This window comes from Bradyrhizobium sp. 195, assembly GCF_023101665.1.
Lineage (GTDB): Bacteria > Pseudomonadota > Alphaproteobacteria > Rhizobiales > Xanthobacteraceae > Bradyrhizobium.
The window spans coordinates 4765942-4787351 of the sequence record NZ_CP082161.1 but is presented as its reverse complement, the minus strand read 5'-3'; the positions used below and the strand labels follow the sequence as shown (position 1 = coordinate 4787351).

Here is a 21410-nt window from a genome sequence, read left to right as displayed (position 1 = left end):
CGCGCGCAAGCTTTCTTTTGGAGTCGCTATGCCAATTCAAGTGCTGATGCCCGCGTTGTCGCCCACGATGGAGAAGGGCAACCTCGCCAAATGGCTGAAGAAAGAGGGCGAGACGATCAAATCGGGCGACGTCATCGCCGAGATCGAGACCGACAAGGCGACCATGGAGGTCGAGGCGACCGACGAGGGCACGCTCGGCAAGATCCTGATCCCCGAGGGGACCGCCGACGTCGCGGTGAACACGCCGATCGCGACCATCCTCGCCGACGGCGAGAGCGCGGCGGATCTCGCTAAGGCGCCCGCGCCGGCCCAGAAGGCGGCGGAGTCCGCGCCGCCCGCCGCTGCGAAGTCCGAAGCGCCGGCACCGAAGGCTGCGCCCGCGCCGCAGGCCGTCGCCGAGCCCGATCCGGAAGTGCCTGAAGGCACCGAGATGGTGACGCAGACCATCCGCGAAGCCTTGCGCGATGCCATGGCCGAGGAAATGCGCCGCGATCCTGATGTCTTCGTGATGGGCGAGGAGGTCGCTGAGTATCAGGGCGCCTACAAGGTCACGCAAGGGTTGCTCCAGGAGTTCGGCGCCAAGCGCGTCATCGACACCCCGATCACCGAGCACGGCTTTGCCGGTGTCGGCGTCGGCGCCGCGATGACCGGGTTGAAGCCGATCGTCGAGTTCATGACCTTCAACTTCGCCATGCAGGCGATCGACCAGATCATCAACTCCGCGGCCAAGACGCTCTATATGTCCGGCGGCCAGATGGGCTGCTCGATCGTATTCCGCGGCCCGAACGGAGCGGCCGCCCGCGTCGCCGCCCAGCACAGCCAGGACTATTCGGCCTGGTATTCGAACGTTCCGGGCCTCAAGGTCGTCGCGCCTTTCTCGGCAGCGGATTACAAGGGCCTGCTCAAGGCCGCGATTCGCGATCCCAATCCGGTGATCTTCCTCGAGAACGAGGTGCTCTACGGTCACACCGGCCAAGTGCCCAAGCTCGACGATTTCGTGATCCCGATCGGCAAGGCGCGCATTGTGCGTTCGGGCAGCCACGTCAGCATCATCTCCTGGTCGAACGGCATGACCTATGCGCTGAAGGCCGCCGACGAGCTCGCCAAGGAGGGCATCGAGGCCGAGGTGATCGACCTGCGCACGCTGCGTCCGATGGACACCGAGACCATCATCAACTCGGTCAAGAAGACCGGGCGCGCCGTCACGGTGGAAGAGGGCTGGGCCCAGAGCGGCGTCGGCGCCGAGATCGCCGCGCGCATCATGGAGAACGCCTTCGACTATCTGGATGCGCCTGTCGCGCGCGTGTCCGGCAAGGACGTGCCGATGCCCTATGCCGCCAATCTGGAGAAGCTCGCGCTGCCCTCGGCGGCTGAGGTCGTCGAGGCCGCCAAAGCCGTCTGCTACAGGTAGATCATGGCGGGCCCGAAGGAGCAGCCACTGCCGCCCGACGTCATGACCCGCGATGACGCGGTCGAGATCCTGCGCGTGTTCGTGCTGGACGGCGGGCTGTCGATGGCGTTCCAGCGCGCCTTCGAGGAGCCCGACATGTGGGGCCTGCTGCTCGTCGATCTCGCCCGCCACGCCGCGCGCGCCTATGCGCGCGAGAGCGAATACACCGAAGAGGACGCCCTCAACCGGATCCTGGAGATGTTCCAGGCCGAGATCGAGCGTCCCACCGACACCGGCACCACGACGCCGCGCGGCAAGGGACACTGACCGTGGCGATCGAATCCCATCATTTCGATTTCATGCTGGAAGCGATCCGCGAGGCGGAGGCTTCGATCGCGCAGGGCGGCCTGCCGATCGGCGCCGTGCTGACGCGCGACAACAAGATCATCGCCCGCGGCCACAACAACCGCGTGCAGGAGAACAACGTGATCCTGCACGGCGAGATGAGCTGCCTGCGCGAGGCCGGCGCGATCTCGTTCCACGACACGATCATGTACACCACGCTGTCGCCATGCTCGATGTGCGCCGGTGCGCTGGCGCTGTTCAAGGTCAAGCTGGTGGTGATCGGAGAATCCGTCACCTTCGAGGGCTCGAAGGACATCCTGGACAAGTTCGGCATCCCCTGGATCGACCTTGCCGACGACCGCTCCATCACCATGATGAAGACTTGGCGTTCCAATCCTGCCAATGAGCGCCTCTGGCAAGGCGACATCGGCAACTAAACCTGGTCAGTTCGTCTTCGCTGTCGAAGACGACGTTTTGAGAAGTTCTTCGTGAGGTCAGCATGCCCATCAACATCCTGATGCCCGCTCTTTCGCCGACGATGGAGAAGGGCAACCTCGCCAAGTGGCTGAAGAAGGAAGGCGACAAGGTCAAATCCGGCGACGTCATCGCCGAGATCGAGACCGACAAGGCGACCATGGAGGTCGAGGCCATCGACGAGGGCACGATCGCCAAGATCCTGGTGCCCGAGGGCACGCAGGATGTCCCGGTCAACGACGTGATCGCGGTGCTCGCCGGCGAGGGCGAGGACGTGAAGGCGGCGGGCGCTGCGAAGCCCAGCGCTTCGGCCGCGCCTCCGAAAGCTGCTGAGGCACCCGCTGCAGCGCCGGCTCCGGCCGCTGCGCCTGCCGCGCCCAAGGCTGCGCCGCCCGCCGGAGCGCCCGCGCCGCAGGCTGCCGCGGCTCCGGCCACGCAGAAGAGCAACGGCCATGGCGGGCGCGTGTTCTCATCGCCGCTGGCGCGGCGTCTCGCCAAGGACGCCGGCATAGATGTCGGCATGGTCACCGGCACCGGCCCGCATGGCCGCGTGGTCGCACGCGACGTCGAGCAGGCCAAGTCCGGCAAGGGCCTCAAGGCTCCCGCAGCGGCGCCGTCAGGTGCGACTTCGATCGCGCCGACCATGTCGGACAAGCAGATCCTGTCGCTGTTCGAGCCGGGTTCTTACGAGGTCGTCCCGCATGACGGCATGCGCCGCACCATCGCGCAGCGCCTGACCGCCTCGATCCAGAACGTCCCGCACTTCTATCTCACCATCGACTGCGACATCGGCAAGCTGCTCGCCGCGCGCGAGGAGATCAATGCGGCTGCTCCCAAGGACAAGGAAAAGAAGCCGCTCTACAAGATCTCGGTCAACGACTTCGTCATCAAGGCGATGGCGGTCGCGCTGCAGAAGATCCCGAACTGCAACGTGAGCTGGACCGAAAGCGGCATGGTCAAGCACCATCATTCCGACGTCGGCGTCGCGGTAGCGATGCCCGGCGGCCTGATCACGCCGATCATCCGCAAGGCCGAGACCAAGACGCTCTCCACCATCTCCAACGAGATGAAGGATTTTGCCGCGCGCGCTCGTTCCCGCAAATTGAAGCCCGAGGAATATCAGGGCGGCACCACCGCCGTCTCCAATCTCGGCATGTTCGGCATCAGCCACTTCACCGCCGTGATCAACCCGCCGCATGCGACCATCCTCGCGGTCGGCACCAGCGAGGAGCGTCCCGTCGTGCGCGGCGGCAAGATCGAGATCGCGAACATGATGAGCGTGACCTTGTCCTGCGATCACCGCGCCATCGACGGCGCGCTCGGCGCCGAGCTGATCGGCGCGTTCAAGCAGCTGATCGAAAACCCCGTCATGATGATGGTCTGAGGCGGCGGCAGAGGGGGCAACCTTGCATGTCCATACCCGCTGGCCATGGATATCGCTGCTGCTCGGCGCCGTCGTCGCGCTCAACCCGATCGGGTTCGATTTTCTTCATTCTGCGTTCTTTGCCGGCGAGCAACTGGCACGGAACATCGCTCAGCCCATCGTGCTCACCGCGCTGGCCGTCATAGTCCTGTTGGTGGTGCTCGAATGGCTGGTGAGGTCTTTTCTGGTCAAGCGCCGCGCTCGCGGCGCCTCTTGAGTTGAACGGGAGCCGCCATGGCCGATACATCTTTCGACGTCATCATCATCGGCTCCGGCCCCGGCGGCTATGTCACCGCGATCCGCGCCGCCCAGCTCGGCTTCAAGGTCGCGATCGTCGAAAAATCCTATCTCGGCGGCATCTGCCTGAACTGGGGCTGCATCCCGACCAAGGCGCTCTTACGCTCCGCCGAGATCTATCACTACATGCAACACGCCAAGGATTACGGGCTGTCGGCTAATAACGTCTCGTTCGATCCGAAGGCCGTGGTGCAGCGCTCGCGCGGCGTCTCCAAGCGGCTGAACGACGGCGTCGGCTTCCTGATGAAAAAGAACAAGGTCAGCGTGATCTGGGGCGCGGCCTCGATCGACGCGCCCGGCAAGGTCACCGTGAAGAAGTCCGACGTCGAGGGCCCCAAGGGCTCGCTGGGCGAGGGCAGCTATCAGGCCAAGCACATCATCGTCGCGACGGGCGCGCGGCCGCGCGTGCTGCCCGGGCTCGAGCCCGACAAGAAGCTGGTCTGGACCTATTTCGAGGCGATGGTGCCGGAGCGGATGCCGAAGTCGCTGCTGGTGGTCGGCTCCGGTGCGATCGGCATCGAGTTCGCTTCGTTCTTCCACACCATGGGAAGCGACGTCACCGTCGTCGAGGTGCTGCCGCAGATCCTGCCCGTCGAGGATGCCGAGATCGCCGGCCTTGCGCGCAAGCGCCTGGAGAAGCAGGGCATCAAGATCATGTCTTCAACCAAGGTGACCAAGCTCGAGAAGAAGGCCGACAGCGTCGTTGCCACCATCGACGACGGCAAGGGCAAGCCCGTCACGACCGAGTTCGAGCGCGTGATCTCGGCGGTCGGCGTCGTCGGCAACACCGAAAATCTCGGCCTCGAAAAGCTCGGCGTGAAGACCGACCGCGGCATCATCGTCGTCGACGGCTATGGCAAGACCAACGTTCCCGGCATCTACGCCATTGGCGATGTTGCCGGCCCGCCCATGCTGGCGCACAAGGCCGAGCATGAGGGCGTGATCTGCGTCGAGGCGATCAAGGGCCTGCATCCGCATCCCATGGACAAGAACATGATCCCGGGCTGCACCTATTGCCAGCCGCAGGTGGCGTCCGTCGGCCTCACTGAAGCCAAGGCCAAGGAGAGCGGCCGAGAGATCCGCGTCGGTCGCTTCCCCTTCGTCGGCAACGGCAAGGCCATCGCGCTCGGCGAGGATCAGGGCCTCGTCAAGGTCATCTTCGACAAGAAGACCGGCCAGCTGCTCGGCGCTCACATGGTCGGCGCGGAGGTCACCGAACTGATCCAGGGCTACGTTGTTGCCATGAATCTGGAGACCACGGAAGAAGAGCTGATGCACACGGTGTTCCCGCATCCGACCCTGTCGGAGATGATGAAGGAAGCCGTGCTGGATGCCTATGGACGGGTGCTGAATATTTAACTGCTAGACCCGTCATCCTGAGGTGCTCGCGCAGCGAGCCTCGAAGGATGCGCGGCCCAGATCGAGCAGCCGGGCTCGTCGCCCTTCGAGGCCTCCGCTTCGCTCCGGCACCTCAGGGTGACGGTCAGACATTAAACAAGCAGAACAACAAAAGGGAATGAACCCATGCACGACAACGACAACCTCACCATCGAACGCCCGACCTTCGTCACCCATCTCGAATGCGCGATGGAAGGCGACCATTACGCCGCTGACCAGGTCCACAATCTCTCCAAAGCCGGCAAGCCGCTTCTCGTTCGCTACGACCTCGCTGGCGTGAAGAAGGCGCTGACCAAGGACGCGCTTAGCCAGCGTCCCGGCGACATGTGGCGCTATCGCGAGCTGCTGCCGGTGCGCAAATGCAGGGATATCGTCTCGCTCGGCGAGGTCACGACGCCGCTGATCCGGCTGCCGAAGCTCGGCAAGAAGCTCGGCGGCGGAGAGATCATCGTGAAGGACGAGGGGCGTCTGCCGACCGGCTCGTTCAAGGCGCGTGGCCTCGTGATGGCGGTGTCGATGGGCAAGGCGCTCGGCATTAAACACATGGCGATGCCCACCAACGGCAATGCCGGCGCGGCACTCGCGGCCTACGCCACGAGCTGCGGCATCAAGACCACGATCTTCTGCCCGGCCGACACGCCCGAGGTGAACGTCAGCGAGATCGAGCTGCAGGGCGCGACCGTCTACCGCGTCAACGGCTATATCGACGATTGCGGCAAGATCGTCGGCGAGGGCAAGGCCAAGGTCGGCTGGTTCGACACCTCGACGCTGAAGGAGCCGTATCGCATCGAGGGCAAGAAGACGATGGGCCTCGAACTCGCCGAGCAGCTCGGCTGGGACGTGCCCGACGTGATCTTCTATCCGACCGGCGGCGGCACCGGCCTGATCGGCATGTGGAAGGCCTTCGACGAGCTTGAGAAGATCGGCTTCATCGGAAGCAAGCGCCCGCGCATGGTCGCGGTGCAGGCCTCGGGCTGCGCGCCGATGGTGCGGGCCTATGACGCCGGCACCGAGCATGCGACGCGCTGGGAGGACGCCCACACCATTGCGTCGGGCATCCGCGTGCCGCAAGCGATCGGCGATTTTCTCATTCTGCGGGCCGTGCGCGAGAGTAAGGGCTTTGCCATCGCGGTCGATGACGACAAGATCTCGGCGGCGCTGAACGAGGTCGCACGCGAGGAGGGGCTGCTGCTGTGCCCCGAGGGCGCCGCCACCTATGCCGCCTACAAGGAGAGCCTTGCCGACGGCCGCGTCTCGAAGGGTGACCGCGTCATGCTGTTCAACTGCGCCACCGGCCTGAAGTATCCGCTGCCGCCGGTCACCCGCACGCTCGACCGCCACAAGCCGATCGATTATTCGCAGTTCTAGCGCGGCAATACGCCACGAATGATCCCTCTTCCCGTACGCGGGAAGAGCAAAAATAATATCGACATCGCTGGGGAGAAGACAATGACGAAGGCCGTCTGGGCTGCGCTGTTTGCTGTTCTCGCTGTTTCAGGCGCCGCGCGCGCCCAGGATTATCCCTCCCATCCCATCACCATCATCGTGCCTTTCTCGGCCGGCGGCCCGTCGGATGCGATGGCGCGCGTGCTCGCCGAGCGGATGCGGGTGTCGCTTGGCCAGGCCGTCGTGATCGAGAACGTCACCGGCGCGGGCGGCTCGATCGGCGTCGGCCGCGCCGTGCAATCACCGCCGGACGGCTACACCATCTCGTTCGGCCATCTCGGCACCCATGTCGCCAATGGCGCCGTCTACAAGCTGAAATACGACCTCGTCGCTGATCTCGAGCCGGTCGTGCTGCTGCCGAGCAATCCGATGATCATCGTCAGCAAGACCGCGGTGCCCGCGAACTCGCTGAAAGAGCTTCTGGAATGGCTGAAGTCGCGGCCCTCGCCGCCGACAGCGGGCACCGCCGGCGCCGGCTCCGGCAGCCACATCGCCGGCGTCTATTTCGAAAGTGTCTCCGGCATCAAGCTGCAATACGTGCCGTATCGCGGCACTGCGCCCGCGCTGAACGATCTCATCGCGGGTCAGATCGACATCATCGTCGACCAGACCTCCAACTCCATCGGCCAGGTCCGTGCCGGCACGATCCGCGCTTACGCCATCACCGATAGCAAGCGCCTGTCCTCGGCACCGGAGATCCCGACCGCAGAGGAGGCGGGCCTGAAGGGCTTCAACATGACGCTGTGGTCGGGCCTATGGGTGCCGAAGGGCACGCCGAAGGAGATCGTTGCCAAGCTCAATACTGCGGCGGTGGAGGCGCTGAACGATCCTGCGGTGAAGAAGCAGCTCGAAAACCAGGGGCTGGAGATGACACCGAAGGACCAGCTCACACCCGAAGCGCTCGGCACCCGGCAGAAGGCCGAGATCGCAAAATGGTGGCCGATGATCAAAGCGGCGAACATCAAGGTGGATTGAGGCGGACGGCGCGTGCTTCGGCCGGTATGCCGCCAAGTGATGCGATCCCATCGTGACGAGGCCGCAAATGCGGCCGTCTCGCGGGAGGGCTCGCGAGAGGCGGGATTGATCTGGCCGCTGTCACCGTCGCGATTGCCCGACCGCCGCAATCACTCCATGGTTTCGTCACCTGCTGCCAGCGCCCGGTTCAGGCATTGCATCAGATCCGAGGTGGCAAACGGCTTACCGAGGAAACAGGTCGCCCCGGCCTTGAGCGCACGCTCACGCACGCTCTCGTCCGGGAAAGCTGTGATGAAGATGAACGGCGTAGCCGAACCGTGCGCGCGCATCTGCGTCAGCAGATCGATTCCGGTCATCAACGGCATCTGGACGTCGGCGATCACGCACGATGTGTTGTTCGAATCGGTCGACCTCAAAAACTCCTCGGCGGAGGCGAATGTGTGGACGATGTACCCGCGCGATTCCAAGAGGTTGTTAACCGCGGCCCGCAAGAATGGGTCATCGTCAAGCACTGAAATGACGGAAGCCGCTGACAAGACGTCCGCTCCTCGCCCCGGATTGAGCTTGCCGTCGTGACGGCCACACCTAAACACGCAAGGTGGACCTGCCAGTCATCATTGGAAACTCATACTTAGGTTTGTACGTCGGACTTGTTGGGCCGAATCCCGAGCGCCTCGCTCATTCTCACCAGATCGGCCAACGACTTCGCGCCCATTTTCCGCATGATCTGGCCGCGATAGATTTTGACGGTGATTTCCGCCAACCCGAGCTTGGCGGCCACTTGCTTGTTCATCAGGCCGGACGTCACCAATGACAATACGTCTCGCTCCCGCGAGGACAGGGTGTCGAAGCGTGATTTGACGGTCGAGACCATCCTGTTGAGGTCGCGGCGCTCGCGGTCCCGCTCGATCGCAGCCTGGACTGCGTCCAGGATGTCCTGATCGCGAACCGGCTTTGTCAGGAAGTCGATCGCGCCGCTTTTCATGGCCCGAACGGTCATGGGAATATCGCCATGACCGGTAATGAAGATGATCGGCGTGTGAATATTTGCCTTGGCGAGGTCGGTCTGCAGGTCGAGGCCGCTCGCGCCGGGCAGGCGGATGTCGAGCACGAGGCAACTGGGGACTTCCGGCGGCTTGGCCTGGAGCAGTTGCTGTGCCGAGCCGAATGCTTCGACCTTGAGGCCGACCGACTCGAACAGATTGGTGAGCGCGCGGCGCATGGACGCGTCGTCGTCGACGATGAAGACGATTGGCTGTTCGCTTTCCTCCTGCTGCGGCGAAGGCGCACGCTCGGTCACGATGTTTCCTCTCGATGGAGGGGCAGGGTGATTTGGAAAGTTGCGCCGTGGTGCTGGTTCGGTGCGGCGGAAAGTCGTCCGCCATGGGCCTCGATGATGGAGCGGCAGATCGACAGCCCCATGCCCATGCCGGAAGCCTTCGTGGTAAAGAAGGGCATGAACAGCCGGTCTCTCGCCTGTTCACTGATGCCGACGCCGCAGTCGGAAACGCTCATCAGCACCGCGCCATCGTCGTCCGCTGCTGAACGGATCGCCAGCTCGCGCGGACGATCACGGACGCCTTCCATGGCCTCGATCCCGTTCATGATCAGGTTGATCAGGACCTGTTGCAATTGGATACGATCGCCAAAGACCCTGGGCAGTGCCGACCACAGCTCCATCCGTACCGACACGGCGTGGCTGGCCATCTCGCGCTGAACGAGCGCGACGGCCTCGCGCACGACCATGTTGGGGTCGAGCGGAACCATCTCGATGTCGGACTGCTTGGCGAGTGCCCGAACGTGACGAATCACGTCGCTGGCACGCTTGCCATCCTCGATGATCCACTCCACGGAGCGGCGGGCGGCCTTGAGATCGGGCGGATTGCGCTGGAGCCAGGCGATGCAGGCGTCGGCATTTGCGATGACGGCGGCGAGGGGCTGGTTGATTTCGTGGGCGATGGAAGCCGTCAGCTCGCCCAGTGTCGTGACCCGCGTCACATGGGCCAGCTCGGCTTGGGCCTTGCGCAGCGCGTTTTCGGCCTGATCGGCCCGGATAGCCGCAGTCACATCGGTGCAGACGCCACGATAACCCAGAAACACGCCGTCGGCGTCGAAGAACGGCTTGCCGCTGGTTCGAACGTAGATCGGCTGCCCGTTGCGGTCTTTGCTGCGATAGACTAGGTCGCGGAACGGAACGTGGGCGTCGAGCGCCGCCCGATGTTCTCGCCATTTTTCGGGTTCTAGATCTGCGTCCGGAGCGATGTCCCAACGCGTCAGTCCGATCAGGCCCGCCGGCGCGGTGATGGTATCGGAATGTTCGGATATCTGGGTCACGCGGTGGTCTGGCCCCGTCTCCCAGAACCAGTCAGACGCGGTCTCGGCATAGGCGCGAAAGCGCTGCTCGCTCTCACGAAGCCTGCGCTCTGCCTGCTTGGTGGCCGTGATGTCGGTCACTGATCCGACGAACTCCACGTGACCTCTGGGATCTCGCATCGCCCGGGCGACCGCTCTGACGTGCTTGATGGAACCGCCAGGCATCACGAGCCGGTATTCGTGGTCGTAATCTTTTCCCTCTCGGGCCGCCCGCCCCGTGGTCTTCTGCACCGCGAGCCGGTCCTCCGGATGGATCCGCTGGAGCATGAACGGGATCTCTGGCGTGGTCCCCTCGTCGCATTGGAAGATGCGAAAGGTCTCCTTGGACCAGGTGATCTCGCCGGTTGCTGACTTCCAGCCGAAACTACCGGTGTGGCTCAATTCCTGCGCCTGGGCGAGATAAGCCTCGCTCTGTCGCAGCGCATTCTCCGCTTCCTTGCGCTCGGTGATGTTCTCGCAGGCGACCAGCACGATCGGACCGCCATCGGCCCGCAGCATGGTCTTGGCATTCTCGCGCACCCATAGCACCGAGCCGTCCTTGCGCACCTTCCGGATCTCCCAGGTGTGGGACTGATCGACGGTCTCAAGGCACAGCGCGACACATGCGCGGACGAAGTCGCGATCCTCCTCGAAGAAGACATCCAGCACCGATCGGCCGATCAACTCCGCGGCCGTATAGCCCAGTTGCGCGGCGCCGAATGTGTTCACGTTGATCACGGTTCCACCCGGATCGACCATGAAGTACATGACCGGGTTGTGCTCGAAGACTTGCTGCCACTGCTTGACCGCTTCCAGCAAACCGGCGTCATCGGGCCGAATGCGCGGCTTGGCGGTAACAGCTTGCCTGATCCGGCCGGCGAGGGATTGCGCGGCAGACTTCCCGAACGTGACGGCCCGGACAGGCTTCATCGCAGACGCTCCCGGCGCTCTCTGCGTGAATACAAGTAGAGCACGTTGACGCCAGAGGAGCAATTCAGGCCAAAGTCGGATGGACATCACGACGTCGCCTTCGAATGACGGCTCGCCCTGTCCATTGCGGCGCATCAAGCACGCCATGCCGGCATGGTTTTCACGGTGACCGTGCAACCGAAACGTCGTGCGCCGTCTCGTTGAACGCGAGCGAGCGCGGAGCCCCCGGGCGGCTACGGACAAACCTAAGTATAGCTCCTCCATTCCTAGTCATGTCAACCATTTACCTCCGTACAATTGGGCGCTTCGTGCCGGTGGACTAACCTCATGACCAATCGGGAGCGTCGACCAGCCAATCGGCAAGCGGACGGGAACCGGGTCTGATGTTTGCGGCCGAGCCGCCTGATCGACAGGCGGTGATCAAGGAGAGGCCGCTGCAATTCCCGAGACGGAGCCGCGATCGCGGCAATTCACGACCCGTATGAGGTCCAAGGGAACGAACTGGCAAACGCGCAAAGCAACAGAGGGAGACAACAATGTGCGATACATCGCTACTTCCTGAGCGTCGCCTATCCGAGTCCGAACGCTGCGCTTCAAACAACGGCTGTGCGGTGTGTAGCAGCAAGTTTGGTTTGATCCGCTACTATTCGTGGCGCACTGCGCTCTGCTCCAAGAAGTGCGTCGATCGCTTCCGCACACGCCGCGAACGCGACCGCCGGTGGTTGTTCCAGGCTCAGGCCGCATGAGGCTGAATTGGAGAGCTGACATCGTTCGGTAGGTCTGATCCGGGAGCCCATTGTGTTGAACCGCTCATGCAAGCTCTTGTGCTGGTTGGTTCTCCTCGGCTCCGCGGCGACCGTCCAGGCGCAGGAGACAGGGCATGGTGCCGTTCATCGCCAGCACCCACCCCAGGACCAGGGGCTGCACGAAAAATTCTATTCGACCTGGCACATGCCCGACAATCCGAGCCTCAGCTGCTGCAACAGCGCTGACTGCTATCCGACCGACATCAAGTACATCGATGGCCGGATCCATGCACGGCGCAGGGAGGACGGGAGATACATTCTGATCCCGCCGCAAAAAGTGGAGCGAAACAGGGATAATCCCGACGGCCGAAACCATCTTTGCGCTCCACCACCCGCACTATCTCCGTTGGACAGCGTTTATTGCTTCGCTTTGGGAGGTGCCACATGAAATTCGCGTTCGTGCTGGTGAACGACCGGACCCCGTTCCGGCAGACCTGGTGCTTGCAGTGCTGCGAGCCGATCGGCGGCAGCTATCTCCGCGAGATCGCCACCCGTCTGCCTTACTGCGACTATCAGTGCTACGCGCTGTTCTGCGAGGCGCTCGCGGAAGATCGCGTGAGGGCGGCTTCATGAAATTCGTGGTGGTCAATCACGAGCCTCCATCGCACGCCGCCAGGTGCAGCACATGCTCGCGGTCACTCAGCTCCGGCTATGTCCGGCACGTGCGGACACCGCGCCGCTATTGTGACCACGATTGCTACCGGCGCGGCGAACTCGTGACGCTGTTCATGCAATGGTCGCCGCCTGGGCGCACCGGATGGGCCACCCCGCACGTCGAGCTCGCCGCTGGCAACATGATCGAGATGGTGGCCGTCTTCAGTGCCGTCTCGTGCTGGAGCTGGACGATACACGCCTGGACCTTCGCAAGAGCCTTGACCGGCGCATACTTGGACGGTCGCGATCTGATCCGGATGGAAGGAGGTGACACCTAGCTGCGCGACTGCACTCGCGTGGTAGCCGCGGCAACGTTACCTTGCAGGCGCCGCGGTCCAGCCCCGGCGGCGCCGACTAGGGAGCGGGTGCTGCGGCCGCCACGGGTGCCGTTGCGCCGACGCTTTGCGTCACCACGCGCTGATCGTTCTTCCCCGCGATCATGCCGCTGTCCTCGAACCTTGCGCGATAGACGAGGACATTCTCGATCACCCGCTGGACGTAGTTGCGCGTCTCCGACAGCGGGATGCGCTCGACCCAGTCGACCGGATCGACCTTGGGATCCCTGGGATCGCCGCGCGCCTGCACCCATTCGCGCACCCGGCCGCGGCCGGCATTGTAGCCGGCGAAGGTCATGATCTGGTTGCCGCGATATTCCGACAACAGCGCGCTGAGCTCGGCCGCGCCCATTTGCGTGTTGTAGACGGGATCGGAGACCATCTTGTCCCAATCGTAAGTCAGACCGAAGCGCTTGGCGGTATCGCGGCCGGCTTCAGGCGTCACCTGCATCAGCCCGACCGCATTGGCGGGTGACTTGTCGCGCTGGTCGAACGAGCTTTCGGTGCGCGCCACTGAATAGATCACGCTGGTCTCGATCGCGGGCGCGACCTGCTGGTGCTCGGGGATGCCGATGGTGGGAAAAGCGTAATGGTCGAGGGCGAGCCCGCGCGCCAGCGCCGACTTGCCGACCTCCAGCATCACGCGCGCATCTTTGCGCTGGCCGGCGAGTGCGCCGAGTCCTTCGAGCGCCGCGACGTCGGTGCTCTCCTTGGCGAAATCCTCGGCATAGTAGAACACCACGTCGCGCTCGCCGATGCCGTAGAGCATGTCGGCGGCGCGCACGCGCTCGTCTGCCGGCGGCGTGTCGACTGCGGCCAGTACGGGCGAGGGCGCACGCAGCTCGATGCGGTCGAGGCCGAGCTTTGCACGCGCAAGCTGGCCGTAATAGGCGGTCGGATAGCGCGATGCCGCCCGATAGCTCATGCGCGCATCCGCGGTCGCGCCCATCGCCTCGGCGGCACGGCCGCGCCAGTAATGAGCGCGCGACAGCGCGATCGGATTGGCCGAGCCTTCGTCGATGGCGGCGAAGTGCACCATCGCAGCCTTGGGATCGTCGAGGAATCGCAGCGCGATCCAGCCGCACATGAAATGATAGTCGACGCGGTAGACTTCCTTGTCCGGTACCGCGGCCGTACGGACCACATCATACGCCGTTTTGAACTTGTCCTGGTCGAGCAGCTTGCGCGCGAGCAGGCGACGCTCGCGCCACCAGGCATCGGTGTCCTGGGCCGCCATGGTGTCGGGCGCGGCGGCCAGGATCACCTCGGCCGCGTCGTCGATGCGGTCCTTCTGGAGGTGCCATTGCGCGCGGCACAGCACATAGCCGAGATCGCGGCGCGCGTCAGCCGGGACGTCCTCGAGATAATCCTTGGCCTTGCTGTCCTTGCCGGTGACGGCGGCGCAGGCCTTGACGATCGCGAGCGTATCCTCGCCGAGCCGTTTTGCGGCACGCCGCGCCCCCGAATAGTCCTTGGCGCCGAGCCGCTTGTCCATGCGGGCACGGTGATCGTCCGCGGTGAGGAGATCGCGGAACGCTTCGTAGGAATCCTCCTCGCTGCGCTCCGACAATTCGTCGGCGCGCCAGGCCTCGCGCACGAGCCGCGCGGCCCTGTCAACATCGCCCTCAGCGAGCAGCACGCGGGCGAGCGCGAACTTGCCCTTGGCGCTGGTCGGCCGGTCCATGGTGAATTTATGCACAATGGCGGCGTCGCTCTTCTCCTGCCACAGCCGTGCCTCGGCGCGCCGGCGCAGGAGCGCGCGGCTCGGCCAGTCCGGATTGGCCTCGAGGAAGGCGGCGTAGCGCTTGAAATTGGCCGTGCTCTCGGAATGGCGCAACATGAACCAGTCCGCGAGCTTCCGTCCGGCGGGGTCGGCGATGCGGTCGCGCGCCGCGCTCGCGTCGTCGGTCTTGCCCTTGCGCGCGAGATCGATTGCGTCCTTCAGGGCGGCGAGGTCGCCGGTCAGCGGCGGGGCTGCCGGCTTGTCAGACGTCGCGTCGTCGCTCTTCTTCGACTTGCGCTTGGCGTCGGCGTGCTTGCCATGCCGCGATTTGCCGGTCGCGGCATGACGCTGCTTGCCGGCTTTCGCCTCATGCGTCTTCTTCGGCGCGGACGATTTGTGACTGCTCTTGGCCGCGAGCTCGGTGGGAAGAAGGGCCATTGCGGCCACGGCAACGACACACGCGAGCGAGCGTAGGCACTGGTTCATTCCATGGTCCCCCTGCGAAACCACCACAAACCAAGGTCCGCGACGACATGCGGCTTGAGAATCAAAGCACCGACACGATGCATCAGCACCGTGTCGCATCCTCACGCTGTCGCAACAATGCGGCAAAATACGGATGAGGCAAGGGAACTTGCGCAAAGGAGAAAGGTTGGGCCCTTCAGCTTTTGTTAACGATGCGGGATCGCGCGACGGTTGTGCGCGGCTTTGAGCGTCACAGGGGCCGATTGCGCGTGTTCCCGTCGCCAAATCGGTGTATGAGTTCCCCCAATCCATCCTTTCAGCCTTTGCTCCGCGCCTATGCCGATTTTCAACCAGTCGATCCGGCGCAAGATCGTCGGGATCGCCCTCGGATTGATCGTCCTGATGCTGGTCACCGCGATCCTGTCGATGGTGATGTCGAGCCAGGTCGGCGTCCTGCTTGACGAGCTGACCAACCGCTACATCCCGGCCTATAGCCACCTGGCCCGCGCCAACATCCGCTCGCTGGAGCGGGGGCTGGCGCTGCGGCGGATGGTCATGACCAAGATGGAGGCGCCGTCGGACGAGGAGGCCTATACGGCACGCCTGCGCGAGTTCGAGCAATCGGACAGCAAGATCGAGGAGGAGGCTGAGGCCGCGCGCAAGCTCATCAACGCGATCATCGACGATTCCAGGACGCCCTCCGACAATGCCGCGCTGGCGCGGATCGATATCCGGGTAGAGACGGCCGTCACCGAGCTGCGCCGCGATCTGAATGAGGACCACGGCAGGCTGGTCAAGCAGGTCGACGCCAAACAGATGGTGGAGGCCCGCGGCACGCTGGAGCACATCGACGTGTTGCGCGACCAGTTCAACCGGAAGATCGACGCGATCCGCGCCGACATGCTGACGCAGGTCTTCGCCTCGACATCGCAGGTGATCAGCCGCCAGCACCAGGCAATGGTCATTTCGGGCGTCGTGACATTGCTTGCGGCGATCGTCGGATTTGCCTTTGCGCTCCTGGTATCCAGCGGCATCACGCGTCCGGTGCGGCTGCTGCTCGCCGGCACCCGCGAGGTCGAGGCGGGACGCTTCGACAAGACCATCACCGTCTCGACGCAGGACGAGATCGGCGAGCTCGCCGCGGCCTTCAACCGCATGACCGAGCAGCTCAGGCACAACGAGCGCATCCGCGAGACCTTCGGCCGCTACATCGATCCCAAGGTGGTGCAGGGGCTGATCGATCGGCCGGAGGTCGCGATCGACGGCGAGCGCCGGGTCATGACCATCATGTTCTGCGACATGAGCGGCTTCACCGCGATGAGCGAGGGCATGACCCCGCGCGGCCTCGTCAGGGTGATGAACCACTATTTCACGGTCATGTCCGGCCCGATCAGGGGCAATCGCGGCATCATCGACAAGTATATCGGCGATGCCATCATGTCCTATTGGGGCCCGCCCTTCATCGAGGAGGACGAGCAGGCGCTGCTCGCGGGCCTTGCCGCCATCGAAATGATCGACCAGGTGCCGGCGCTCCAGAAGCAGCTGCCCGACCTGCTCGGCATCCGCGCCATGCCCGCGCCGTGCGATTTGCGGATCGGTATCGCCACCGGCGAGGTCCTGACCGGCAGCATCGGCTCCGAATTGATGATGAGCTTTACGGTGATGGGCGATGCCGTCAACCTGGCCTCGCGGCTGGAGGCCGTCAACAAGGCCTACGGCACCCGCATCCTGATCTCGCAGGCAACCGCTGACGCGATCGGATCGCGGCTCGAACTGCGGGAGATCGATCGTTTGGCCGTCGCCGGCCAGAGCGCACCGCAGGCGATCTTCGAGGTGATGGCGAGGGCAGGTGCACTCACCGGCGCACAGGGCAGCTTGCGCACGCACTATGCCGAAGCGCTCGCCGCCTATCGCGCCCGGCGGTTCGATGAGGCGCGCGCTGCCTTCAACGCGGCGCTCGAAGCCGTCCCCGGTGACGGCCCCTCGCGCACCATGCTCGGCCGCATCGCGCAATTCGAAGCCAACCCGCCGGACGCCGGCTGGGATGGCGCCTGGCGGCTGGACAGCAAATAGGCCGCCGCACCGCAAAAATTGATTCTACTCGATAACGATGTTCGCCGTGACCTATTTCCCGGGCTTAGGTTGGATGTCCTTGAGGCGTTTGACGGGGACACGCCGATGACAGACCTTCAGAACAGACTGGAACGGTTCGAGACGCTCACCGCCGAATGCGAGCTGATTGCCAAGCTCGCCACCGACAGCACCAAACGCGAGTTCTATCTGAAGCTTTCGGAGCAGTACCGCCAATTGGCGGCGGACATGCGCCAGGCGATCGCGACCAAGGCTGCTGCCTGACGCCGGCTGCAATCCGTTCTTAATGTTTGGCGCGCATCCTTGAAGCACGCGAGCGATGGCTCGTGCTGGAAGGCCGGGGTTCGCCGCAGTGCAGCGAGCCTCGCGAGTGTCATTTGCCATGCTTGACAGGGCAATCACATGCGCCTCGTTGCCGTGATCATATTCGCGCTCATGACGGCGGCCTGCGATCAGGAGCAGGACATCACCGGCTCGACGTCGGCCTGCCCGATGCGGAACTACAGCTACAACCCCCGCGACATGAATCAGTGCGTCAATGCCTGCAAATCGTGCGATCGCGGCACCACGGTCACCTGCACGACCTCTTGCAGCCTCAAGGGCGCGCGCTGAGATCCTGACGCCTATGGCGGCTGGGAATGGCGAGCCTGAGATATCCGCTTCCAAGGAACAGGAGCTGGCGGTGCTGGGGCACCGGAACGATTCACTTGGGTTAAACATTGAAGGAGGCGGCAGGACGCGGAGTCCGATGGAAATGGGTATGCTCGATCCCGGTCGATTTCTGGTCTCGTGCTCGCATTGCGATGCCTGGCCGATGGCGGCCAATGTGAAGCGGTCGAGCTGGTGGGCGTCCCCGCACGAGGTCCGCTTTGTCTGCACGCGCTGCCGCCGCGAGGAAACCGCGATCGTCTCGGCCTCCGGCGAATTGACCCCGATCAAGCGCGTCGATGTTCCGCCTCGCGACGTCGCTGCTGCCTGGGCCCAGGCCCAGCGTTTGCGAGGGCGGACCTGACGGCGGTGACAACAGCCGCCGGTCGATTGACTCCCCGGCGGAACGACACGTAAGTTGATTGGTGACGGTTCTCCTCACGGAGATCAAAAGGGAATGTGGTGCGGGATTGTCCCAACGGGGGATTTGTCTCAACGCCACGGCTGCCCCCGCAACTGTAAGCGGTGAATCTTTCGTCCTATGCCACTGGGAATCTCGGTCCTGGGAAGGCGACGTAAGGTAACGACCCGCGAGCCAGGAGACCTGCCGTCAGCCGTGGTCACACGCGAAGATGTCGGTCGGGGAGTACAGACATTGGCTTCACCGGAGCAATCCATTGCTCTGCCGTGAAACCTCGTTCGCTGTGACGTGCCACTGACGTCATACCGAGGTCTACAACCGTGTCCCGTCTTGTCTCTGCCGCCGGGCGCCTCAGCGCCGGCCTGCTCGCGTCCGTTTCCCTCCCTTCGCTCGATCTATCCCCCGCCTTCGCCCAGCAGGCCCTTGCCGAGCAGCTGCCGCCGATCGAAGTGACCAAGCCCGACGATCAGAACCGCACCCGCGCCAGGGCGATCGGTGATGGCGAGCCGACGAAGCGCCGGGGAACCGTGAATGTCGCGTCGGCAGGCAATGGCGCCGGCTCATCCGGCTCGGGCTCCGAGGCTGTCGCCAGCAACGGCGGTATCGTCGGGGCCGCCACGACCGTCATCACGGCCGCGGATATCGCGCATTCGCCGTCGCAGACGCTAGCCGAGATCATCGCGACGCAGACCCCGGGCGCCCAGATCACGACGTTCTATGGCGGTCAAATCGGCGCGAAGACCAGCGTGGATCTGCGCGGCTTCGGCGCGTTTGCCAACGCCAACACGCTGGTGCTGGTCAACGGACGGCGGCTGAACGACGTCGACATGGCACAGGTGGACCTCTCCATCATCCCGCTCAATTCCATCGAGCGTATCGAGATCACGCGCGGCAATTCGGGAGCGGTGCTCTACGGTGACAACGCCATCGGCGGCGTGATCAACATCGTCACCAAAAACGGCGTCGGCGGACCGCCGGTGACCGCGCGCATCGAGGCCGGCTTCGGCTCGTTCAACGCCAGGCTCGGCAACGTCTCGACCTCGCTCAGTTCCGGTCCGTGGTCGACCTCGTTCTATGGCAATGCCGTCAGGACCGATGGCTATCGCGACAACAATCGCTATTCCCAGCAAAACGGCGTCGGCAATCTCAATTACTCGACACCGGGCCTGACCGCTTTTCTCACCGTCACGGGCGACAATCAGGAGCTGCGATTGCCGGGCGGGCGCACCGTCGATCCCTCGATCGGCCTCGACGAGCTCGCGGCCAACCGGCGGGGGACGAGCACGCCGTTCAACTTCGCCAACCAGCAGGGCTTTAGCGCAACAGCGGGCTTCACCAAGACCCTCGTCAACGGCGTCGATCTCATCGTCGACGGCGGCGTGCGCGACAAGAAGCAGCAGAGCGCGTTCTTCTCCAGCCCGGTGCCGGTTCCGGCCTTCTTCACGTCGACCTATGTCGAGTCCCATCTGACGACATGGTCGATCACGCCGCGGCTCAGCGTGAAGAGCCTGCTGCTCGGCATGCCGTCGCATCTCCTGACCGGCATCGACTATTACGATGCGAGCTTTCAGCAGAACCGCGGCGCCGGGCAGGGGCTCTCCTCCTGGCACAATTACGATCTCAGGCAGCAGACGGTTGCGGGCTATTTTCAGCACACATTGGGCGTGGCGCCTACGACCGACATCTCCTATGGCGCGCGGGTGCAGACCGTCAGTCTTGCGGCACGCGACAATTTCGACCCGGCGGCGCCGTTCAACGCCGACATCGGCGCGCTGCCGCTGACGAGCAACGAGACCCAATATGCGCTGCATCTCGGGGCCGAGCATCGCCTCAACGACATGGTCTCGCTGTTCGGCCGCGCCGCGCGCGCGTTCCGCACGCCCGACGTGGACGAGCGCCTGTCCTCGGGGCCTTCGTTCGATCCCCTGACCTTCGCCGCGATCCCGCAAACGTTCCAGCTCAAGACCCAGACCTCTTGGGATATCGAGGGCGGTCTGCGTATCAAAGGCGGCGGGCTGCAGTTGCAGAGCAGTCTCTATCTGATGGACCTCACCAACGAGGTCCATTTCAACCCGGTCCTGTTCTACAACACCAATCTTGATCCGACCCGCCGCTACGGCTCGGAGACCAGCCTGTCTTATCGCGTCAACGACGCTCTGCTGCTGCGCTCCGGCGTGGCCTACACCCGCGCCGTCTTCCGCGAAGGCGCCTGGGCCGGCAATGACGTGCCGCTGGTGTCGCGCTACACCGCGAGTGCGGGCGTCACCTGGAACATCTGGCAGAATTATTTGGTGCTCGATGCCACCGCGCGCTTCTGGAGCGAGCGGCGCATGGACAACGATCAGGCCGGCACCCAGAAGCCGATTCCCGCCAACGGCACGATCGACCTCAAACTCAGCGGCCAGTATGAGCGCTACTTCTGGTCGCTCAGCGTCAACAACGCGCTGAATGCGCTCTACTACGACTACGCCATCGCAAGCACCTTCACGGACGGCCGCTTCAGCGCCTATCCGCTGCCCGGTCGCACCTACCTGCTCAAGGCCGGCGCCACGTTCTAATCACATTCCCTGAAATGGATGAGCATCCGAACGAGAAAGAGATGACCCATGCCTCTCAACACCCAGCCGTCCCACGGCGACCGTTTCCGGCTTCACCCGGTCGCGCCGCGCCTTGCGCCGATGTTCTGCTTTGCGCTGCTGACGGCGTCATGCGCGCTCGCAAGTTTCGCCTTCGCCTGCGCAACGCCGTTTGCGGCCTTCGCCGTCGTTGCCGCGGCGATGCTGCCGGTGCGCCCGGCGCTGCTCGTCGTCACCGGCGCCTGGCTCGTGAACCAGACCATCGGTTACGGCGTGCTGCATTATCCGATCGATGGCAGCACCATCGCCTGGGGTTTTGTCATCGGCGCCGCTGCGCTTCTCGCGACTGCCGTGGGGTCGGCCGTGCTCCGCACGCTGCCGCAGGGCCGCACACCGCTGATGCTGGCGATCACGCTCGTCGCCGCCTACGGGACCTACGAGATCGCGCTGCTCGCCGCGACGCCGTTCCTCGGCGGTGACGGCGCCTTCACCGCCGCCATCGTCACGCGCCTCGGGCTGACCTGCGCCGTCTGGCTCGCCGGGCTCGTCGCTGCGTGCGAGATCTTTCGCCTGGTCGATCCGTTCGGCCGGAAGGGCGCAATGTCGGCCTGAGTTGTTCTTGTAGCCCGGATCGAGCGCAGCGAAATCCGGGATCCCAGCG

20 protein-coding genes and 1 riboswitch are annotated in these 21410 nt (G+C 64.2%); of the genes, 16 read left to right on the top strand and 4 right to left on the bottom strand.

The annotated features are described in order from the left end of the window. Nucleotides 1-28 precede the first annotated feature (28 nt). The 8 genes from IVB26_RS22200 (at nucleotide 29) to IVB26_RS22165 (ending at nucleotide 7748) form a co-directional block, all read left to right on the top strand. On the top strand, nucleotides 29-1411 hold the full coding sequence (locus tag IVB26_RS22200) for a pyruvate dehydrogenase complex E1 component subunit beta (RefSeq protein ID WP_247967415.1): 1383 nt from the start codon (nucleotides 29-31) through the stop codon (nucleotides 1409-1411). A gap of 3 nt (nucleotides 1412-1414) precedes the next feature. Then, nucleotides 1415-1717 carry a DUF5076 domain-containing protein gene (locus IVB26_RS22195; protein WP_018320291.1) on the top strand — a complete coding sequence of 101 codons (303 nt, stop codon included), beginning with the start codon at nucleotides 1415-1417 and terminating at the stop codon, nucleotides 1715-1717. Between the two features lie 2 nt (nucleotides 1718-1719). Then, nucleotides 1720-2172 carry a nucleoside deaminase gene (locus IVB26_RS22190; RefSeq protein WP_246930226.1) on the top strand — a complete coding sequence of 151 codons (453 nt, stop codon included), beginning with the start codon at nucleotides 1720-1722 and terminating at the stop codon, nucleotides 2170-2172. A gap of 62 nt (nucleotides 2173-2234) precedes the next feature. Further along, a complete protein-coding gene (locus IVB26_RS22185; protein ID WP_247967414.1) occupies nucleotides 2235-3593 on the top strand; it encodes a pyruvate dehydrogenase complex dihydrolipoamide acetyltransferase in 1359 nt (452 codons plus the stop codon). A 22-nt stretch (nucleotides 3594-3615) separates the two neighbouring features. Further along, nucleotides 3616-3849 (top strand): hypothetical protein, encoded by a 234-nt coding sequence (locus IVB26_RS22180; protein WP_247967413.1) that lies wholly within the window; start codon nucleotides 3616-3618, stop codon nucleotides 3847-3849. Between the two features lie 17 nt (nucleotides 3850-3866). Then, nucleotides 3867-5288, top strand: a complete 1422-nt coding sequence (lpdA, locus tag IVB26_RS22175) for a dihydrolipoyl dehydrogenase (RefSeq protein ID WP_247967412.1) — start codon at nucleotides 3867-3869, stop codon at nucleotides 5286-5288. 165 nt (nucleotides 5289-5453) lie between these two features. Then, entirely contained in the window at nucleotides 5454-6695 is a 1242-nt protein-coding gene (locus IVB26_RS22170) for a threonine synthase (protein ID WP_247967411.1), read from the top strand. Between the two features lie 81 nt (nucleotides 6696-6776). After that, on the top strand, nucleotides 6777-7748 hold the full coding sequence (locus IVB26_RS22165; RefSeq protein ID WP_247967410.1) for a tripartite tricarboxylate transporter substrate binding protein BugD: 972 nt from the start codon (nucleotides 6777-6779) through the stop codon (nucleotides 7746-7748). Between the two features lie 149 nt (nucleotides 7749-7897). Here IVB26_RS22165 and IVB26_RS22160 read toward each other — a convergent pair whose 3' ends face one another. From IVB26_RS22160 to IVB26_RS22150, 3 genes are all read right to left on the bottom strand, one after another. Next, the gene (locus IVB26_RS22160) at nucleotides 7898-8284 is read right to left on the bottom strand and encodes a response regulator transcription factor (RefSeq protein WP_247967409.1); all 387 of its coding nucleotides are present in this window, start codon (nucleotides 8282-8284) and stop codon (nucleotides 7898-7900) included. Between the two features lie 95 nt (nucleotides 8285-8379). Further along, a complete protein-coding gene (locus tag IVB26_RS22155) occupies nucleotides 8380-9048 on the bottom strand; it encodes a response regulator transcription factor (protein ID WP_458309285.1) in 669 nt (222 codons plus the stop codon). After that, a complete protein-coding gene (locus tag IVB26_RS22150) occupies nucleotides 9045-11030 on the bottom strand; it encodes a PAS domain-containing sensor histidine kinase (protein ID WP_458309376.1) in 1986 nt (661 codons plus the stop codon). Before IVB26_RS22150 ends, IVB26_RS22155 begins: the two co-directional genes overlap by 4 nt. A gap of 1190 nt (nucleotides 11031-12220) precedes the next feature. On the opposite strand from IVB26_RS22150, the gene IVB26_RS22145 reads away from it, so the two are divergent. Beyond that, a complete protein-coding gene (locus IVB26_RS22145) occupies nucleotides 12221-12409 on the top strand; it encodes a hypothetical protein (RefSeq protein WP_247967408.1) in 189 nt (62 codons plus the stop codon). After that, entirely contained in the window at nucleotides 12406-12768 is a 363-nt protein-coding gene (locus tag IVB26_RS22140; protein ID WP_247967407.1) for a hypothetical protein, read from the top strand. Before IVB26_RS22145 ends, IVB26_RS22140 begins: the two co-directional genes overlap by 4 nt. Before the next feature lie 76 nt (nucleotides 12769-12844). Here the strand turns inward: IVB26_RS22140 and IVB26_RS22135 are convergent, their stop codons facing one another. After that, a complete protein-coding gene (locus IVB26_RS22135) occupies nucleotides 12845-15034 on the bottom strand; it encodes a lytic transglycosylase domain-containing protein (protein WP_247967406.1) in 2190 nt (729 codons plus the stop codon). 315 nt (nucleotides 15035-15349) lie between these two features. Between IVB26_RS22135 and IVB26_RS22130 the strand changes: the two genes are divergently transcribed. The 6 genes from IVB26_RS22130 (at nucleotide 15350) to IVB26_RS22105 (ending at nucleotide 21361) form a co-directional block, all read left to right on the top strand. Continuing rightward, the gene (locus IVB26_RS22130; protein ID WP_247967405.1) at nucleotides 15350-17086 is read left to right on the top strand and encodes an adenylate/guanylate cyclase domain-containing protein; all 1737 of its coding nucleotides are present in this window, start codon (nucleotides 15350-15352) and stop codon (nucleotides 17084-17086) included. 105 nt (nucleotides 17087-17191) lie between these two features. Beyond that, nucleotides 17192-17368 carry a hypothetical protein gene (locus IVB26_RS22125; RefSeq protein ID WP_247321525.1) on the top strand — a complete coding sequence of 59 codons (177 nt, stop codon included), beginning with the start codon at nucleotides 17192-17194 and terminating at the stop codon, nucleotides 17366-17368. A 138-nt stretch (nucleotides 17369-17506) separates the two neighbouring features. Next, a complete protein-coding gene (locus tag IVB26_RS22120) occupies nucleotides 17507-17716 on the top strand; it encodes a hypothetical protein (RefSeq protein WP_247967404.1) in 210 nt (69 codons plus the stop codon). 148 nt (nucleotides 17717-17864) lie between these two features. After that, entirely contained in the window at nucleotides 17865-18116 is a 252-nt protein-coding gene (locus IVB26_RS22115; RefSeq protein WP_247321522.1) for a hypothetical protein, read from the top strand. A 48-nt stretch (nucleotides 18117-18164) separates the two neighbouring features. After that, nucleotides 18165-18378, top strand: a riboswitch (cobalamin riboswitch). A 115-nt stretch (nucleotides 18379-18493) separates the two neighbouring features. Continuing rightward, the gene (locus IVB26_RS22110; RefSeq protein ID WP_247967403.1) at nucleotides 18494-20731 is read left to right on the top strand and encodes a TonB-dependent receptor; all 2238 of its coding nucleotides are present in this window, start codon (nucleotides 18494-18496) and stop codon (nucleotides 20729-20731) included. Between the two features lie 48 nt (nucleotides 20732-20779). Then, a complete protein-coding gene (locus tag IVB26_RS22105) occupies nucleotides 20780-21361 on the top strand; it encodes a hypothetical protein (RefSeq protein ID WP_247967402.1) in 582 nt (193 codons plus the stop codon). Nucleotides 21362-21410: the final 49 nt, after the last annotated feature.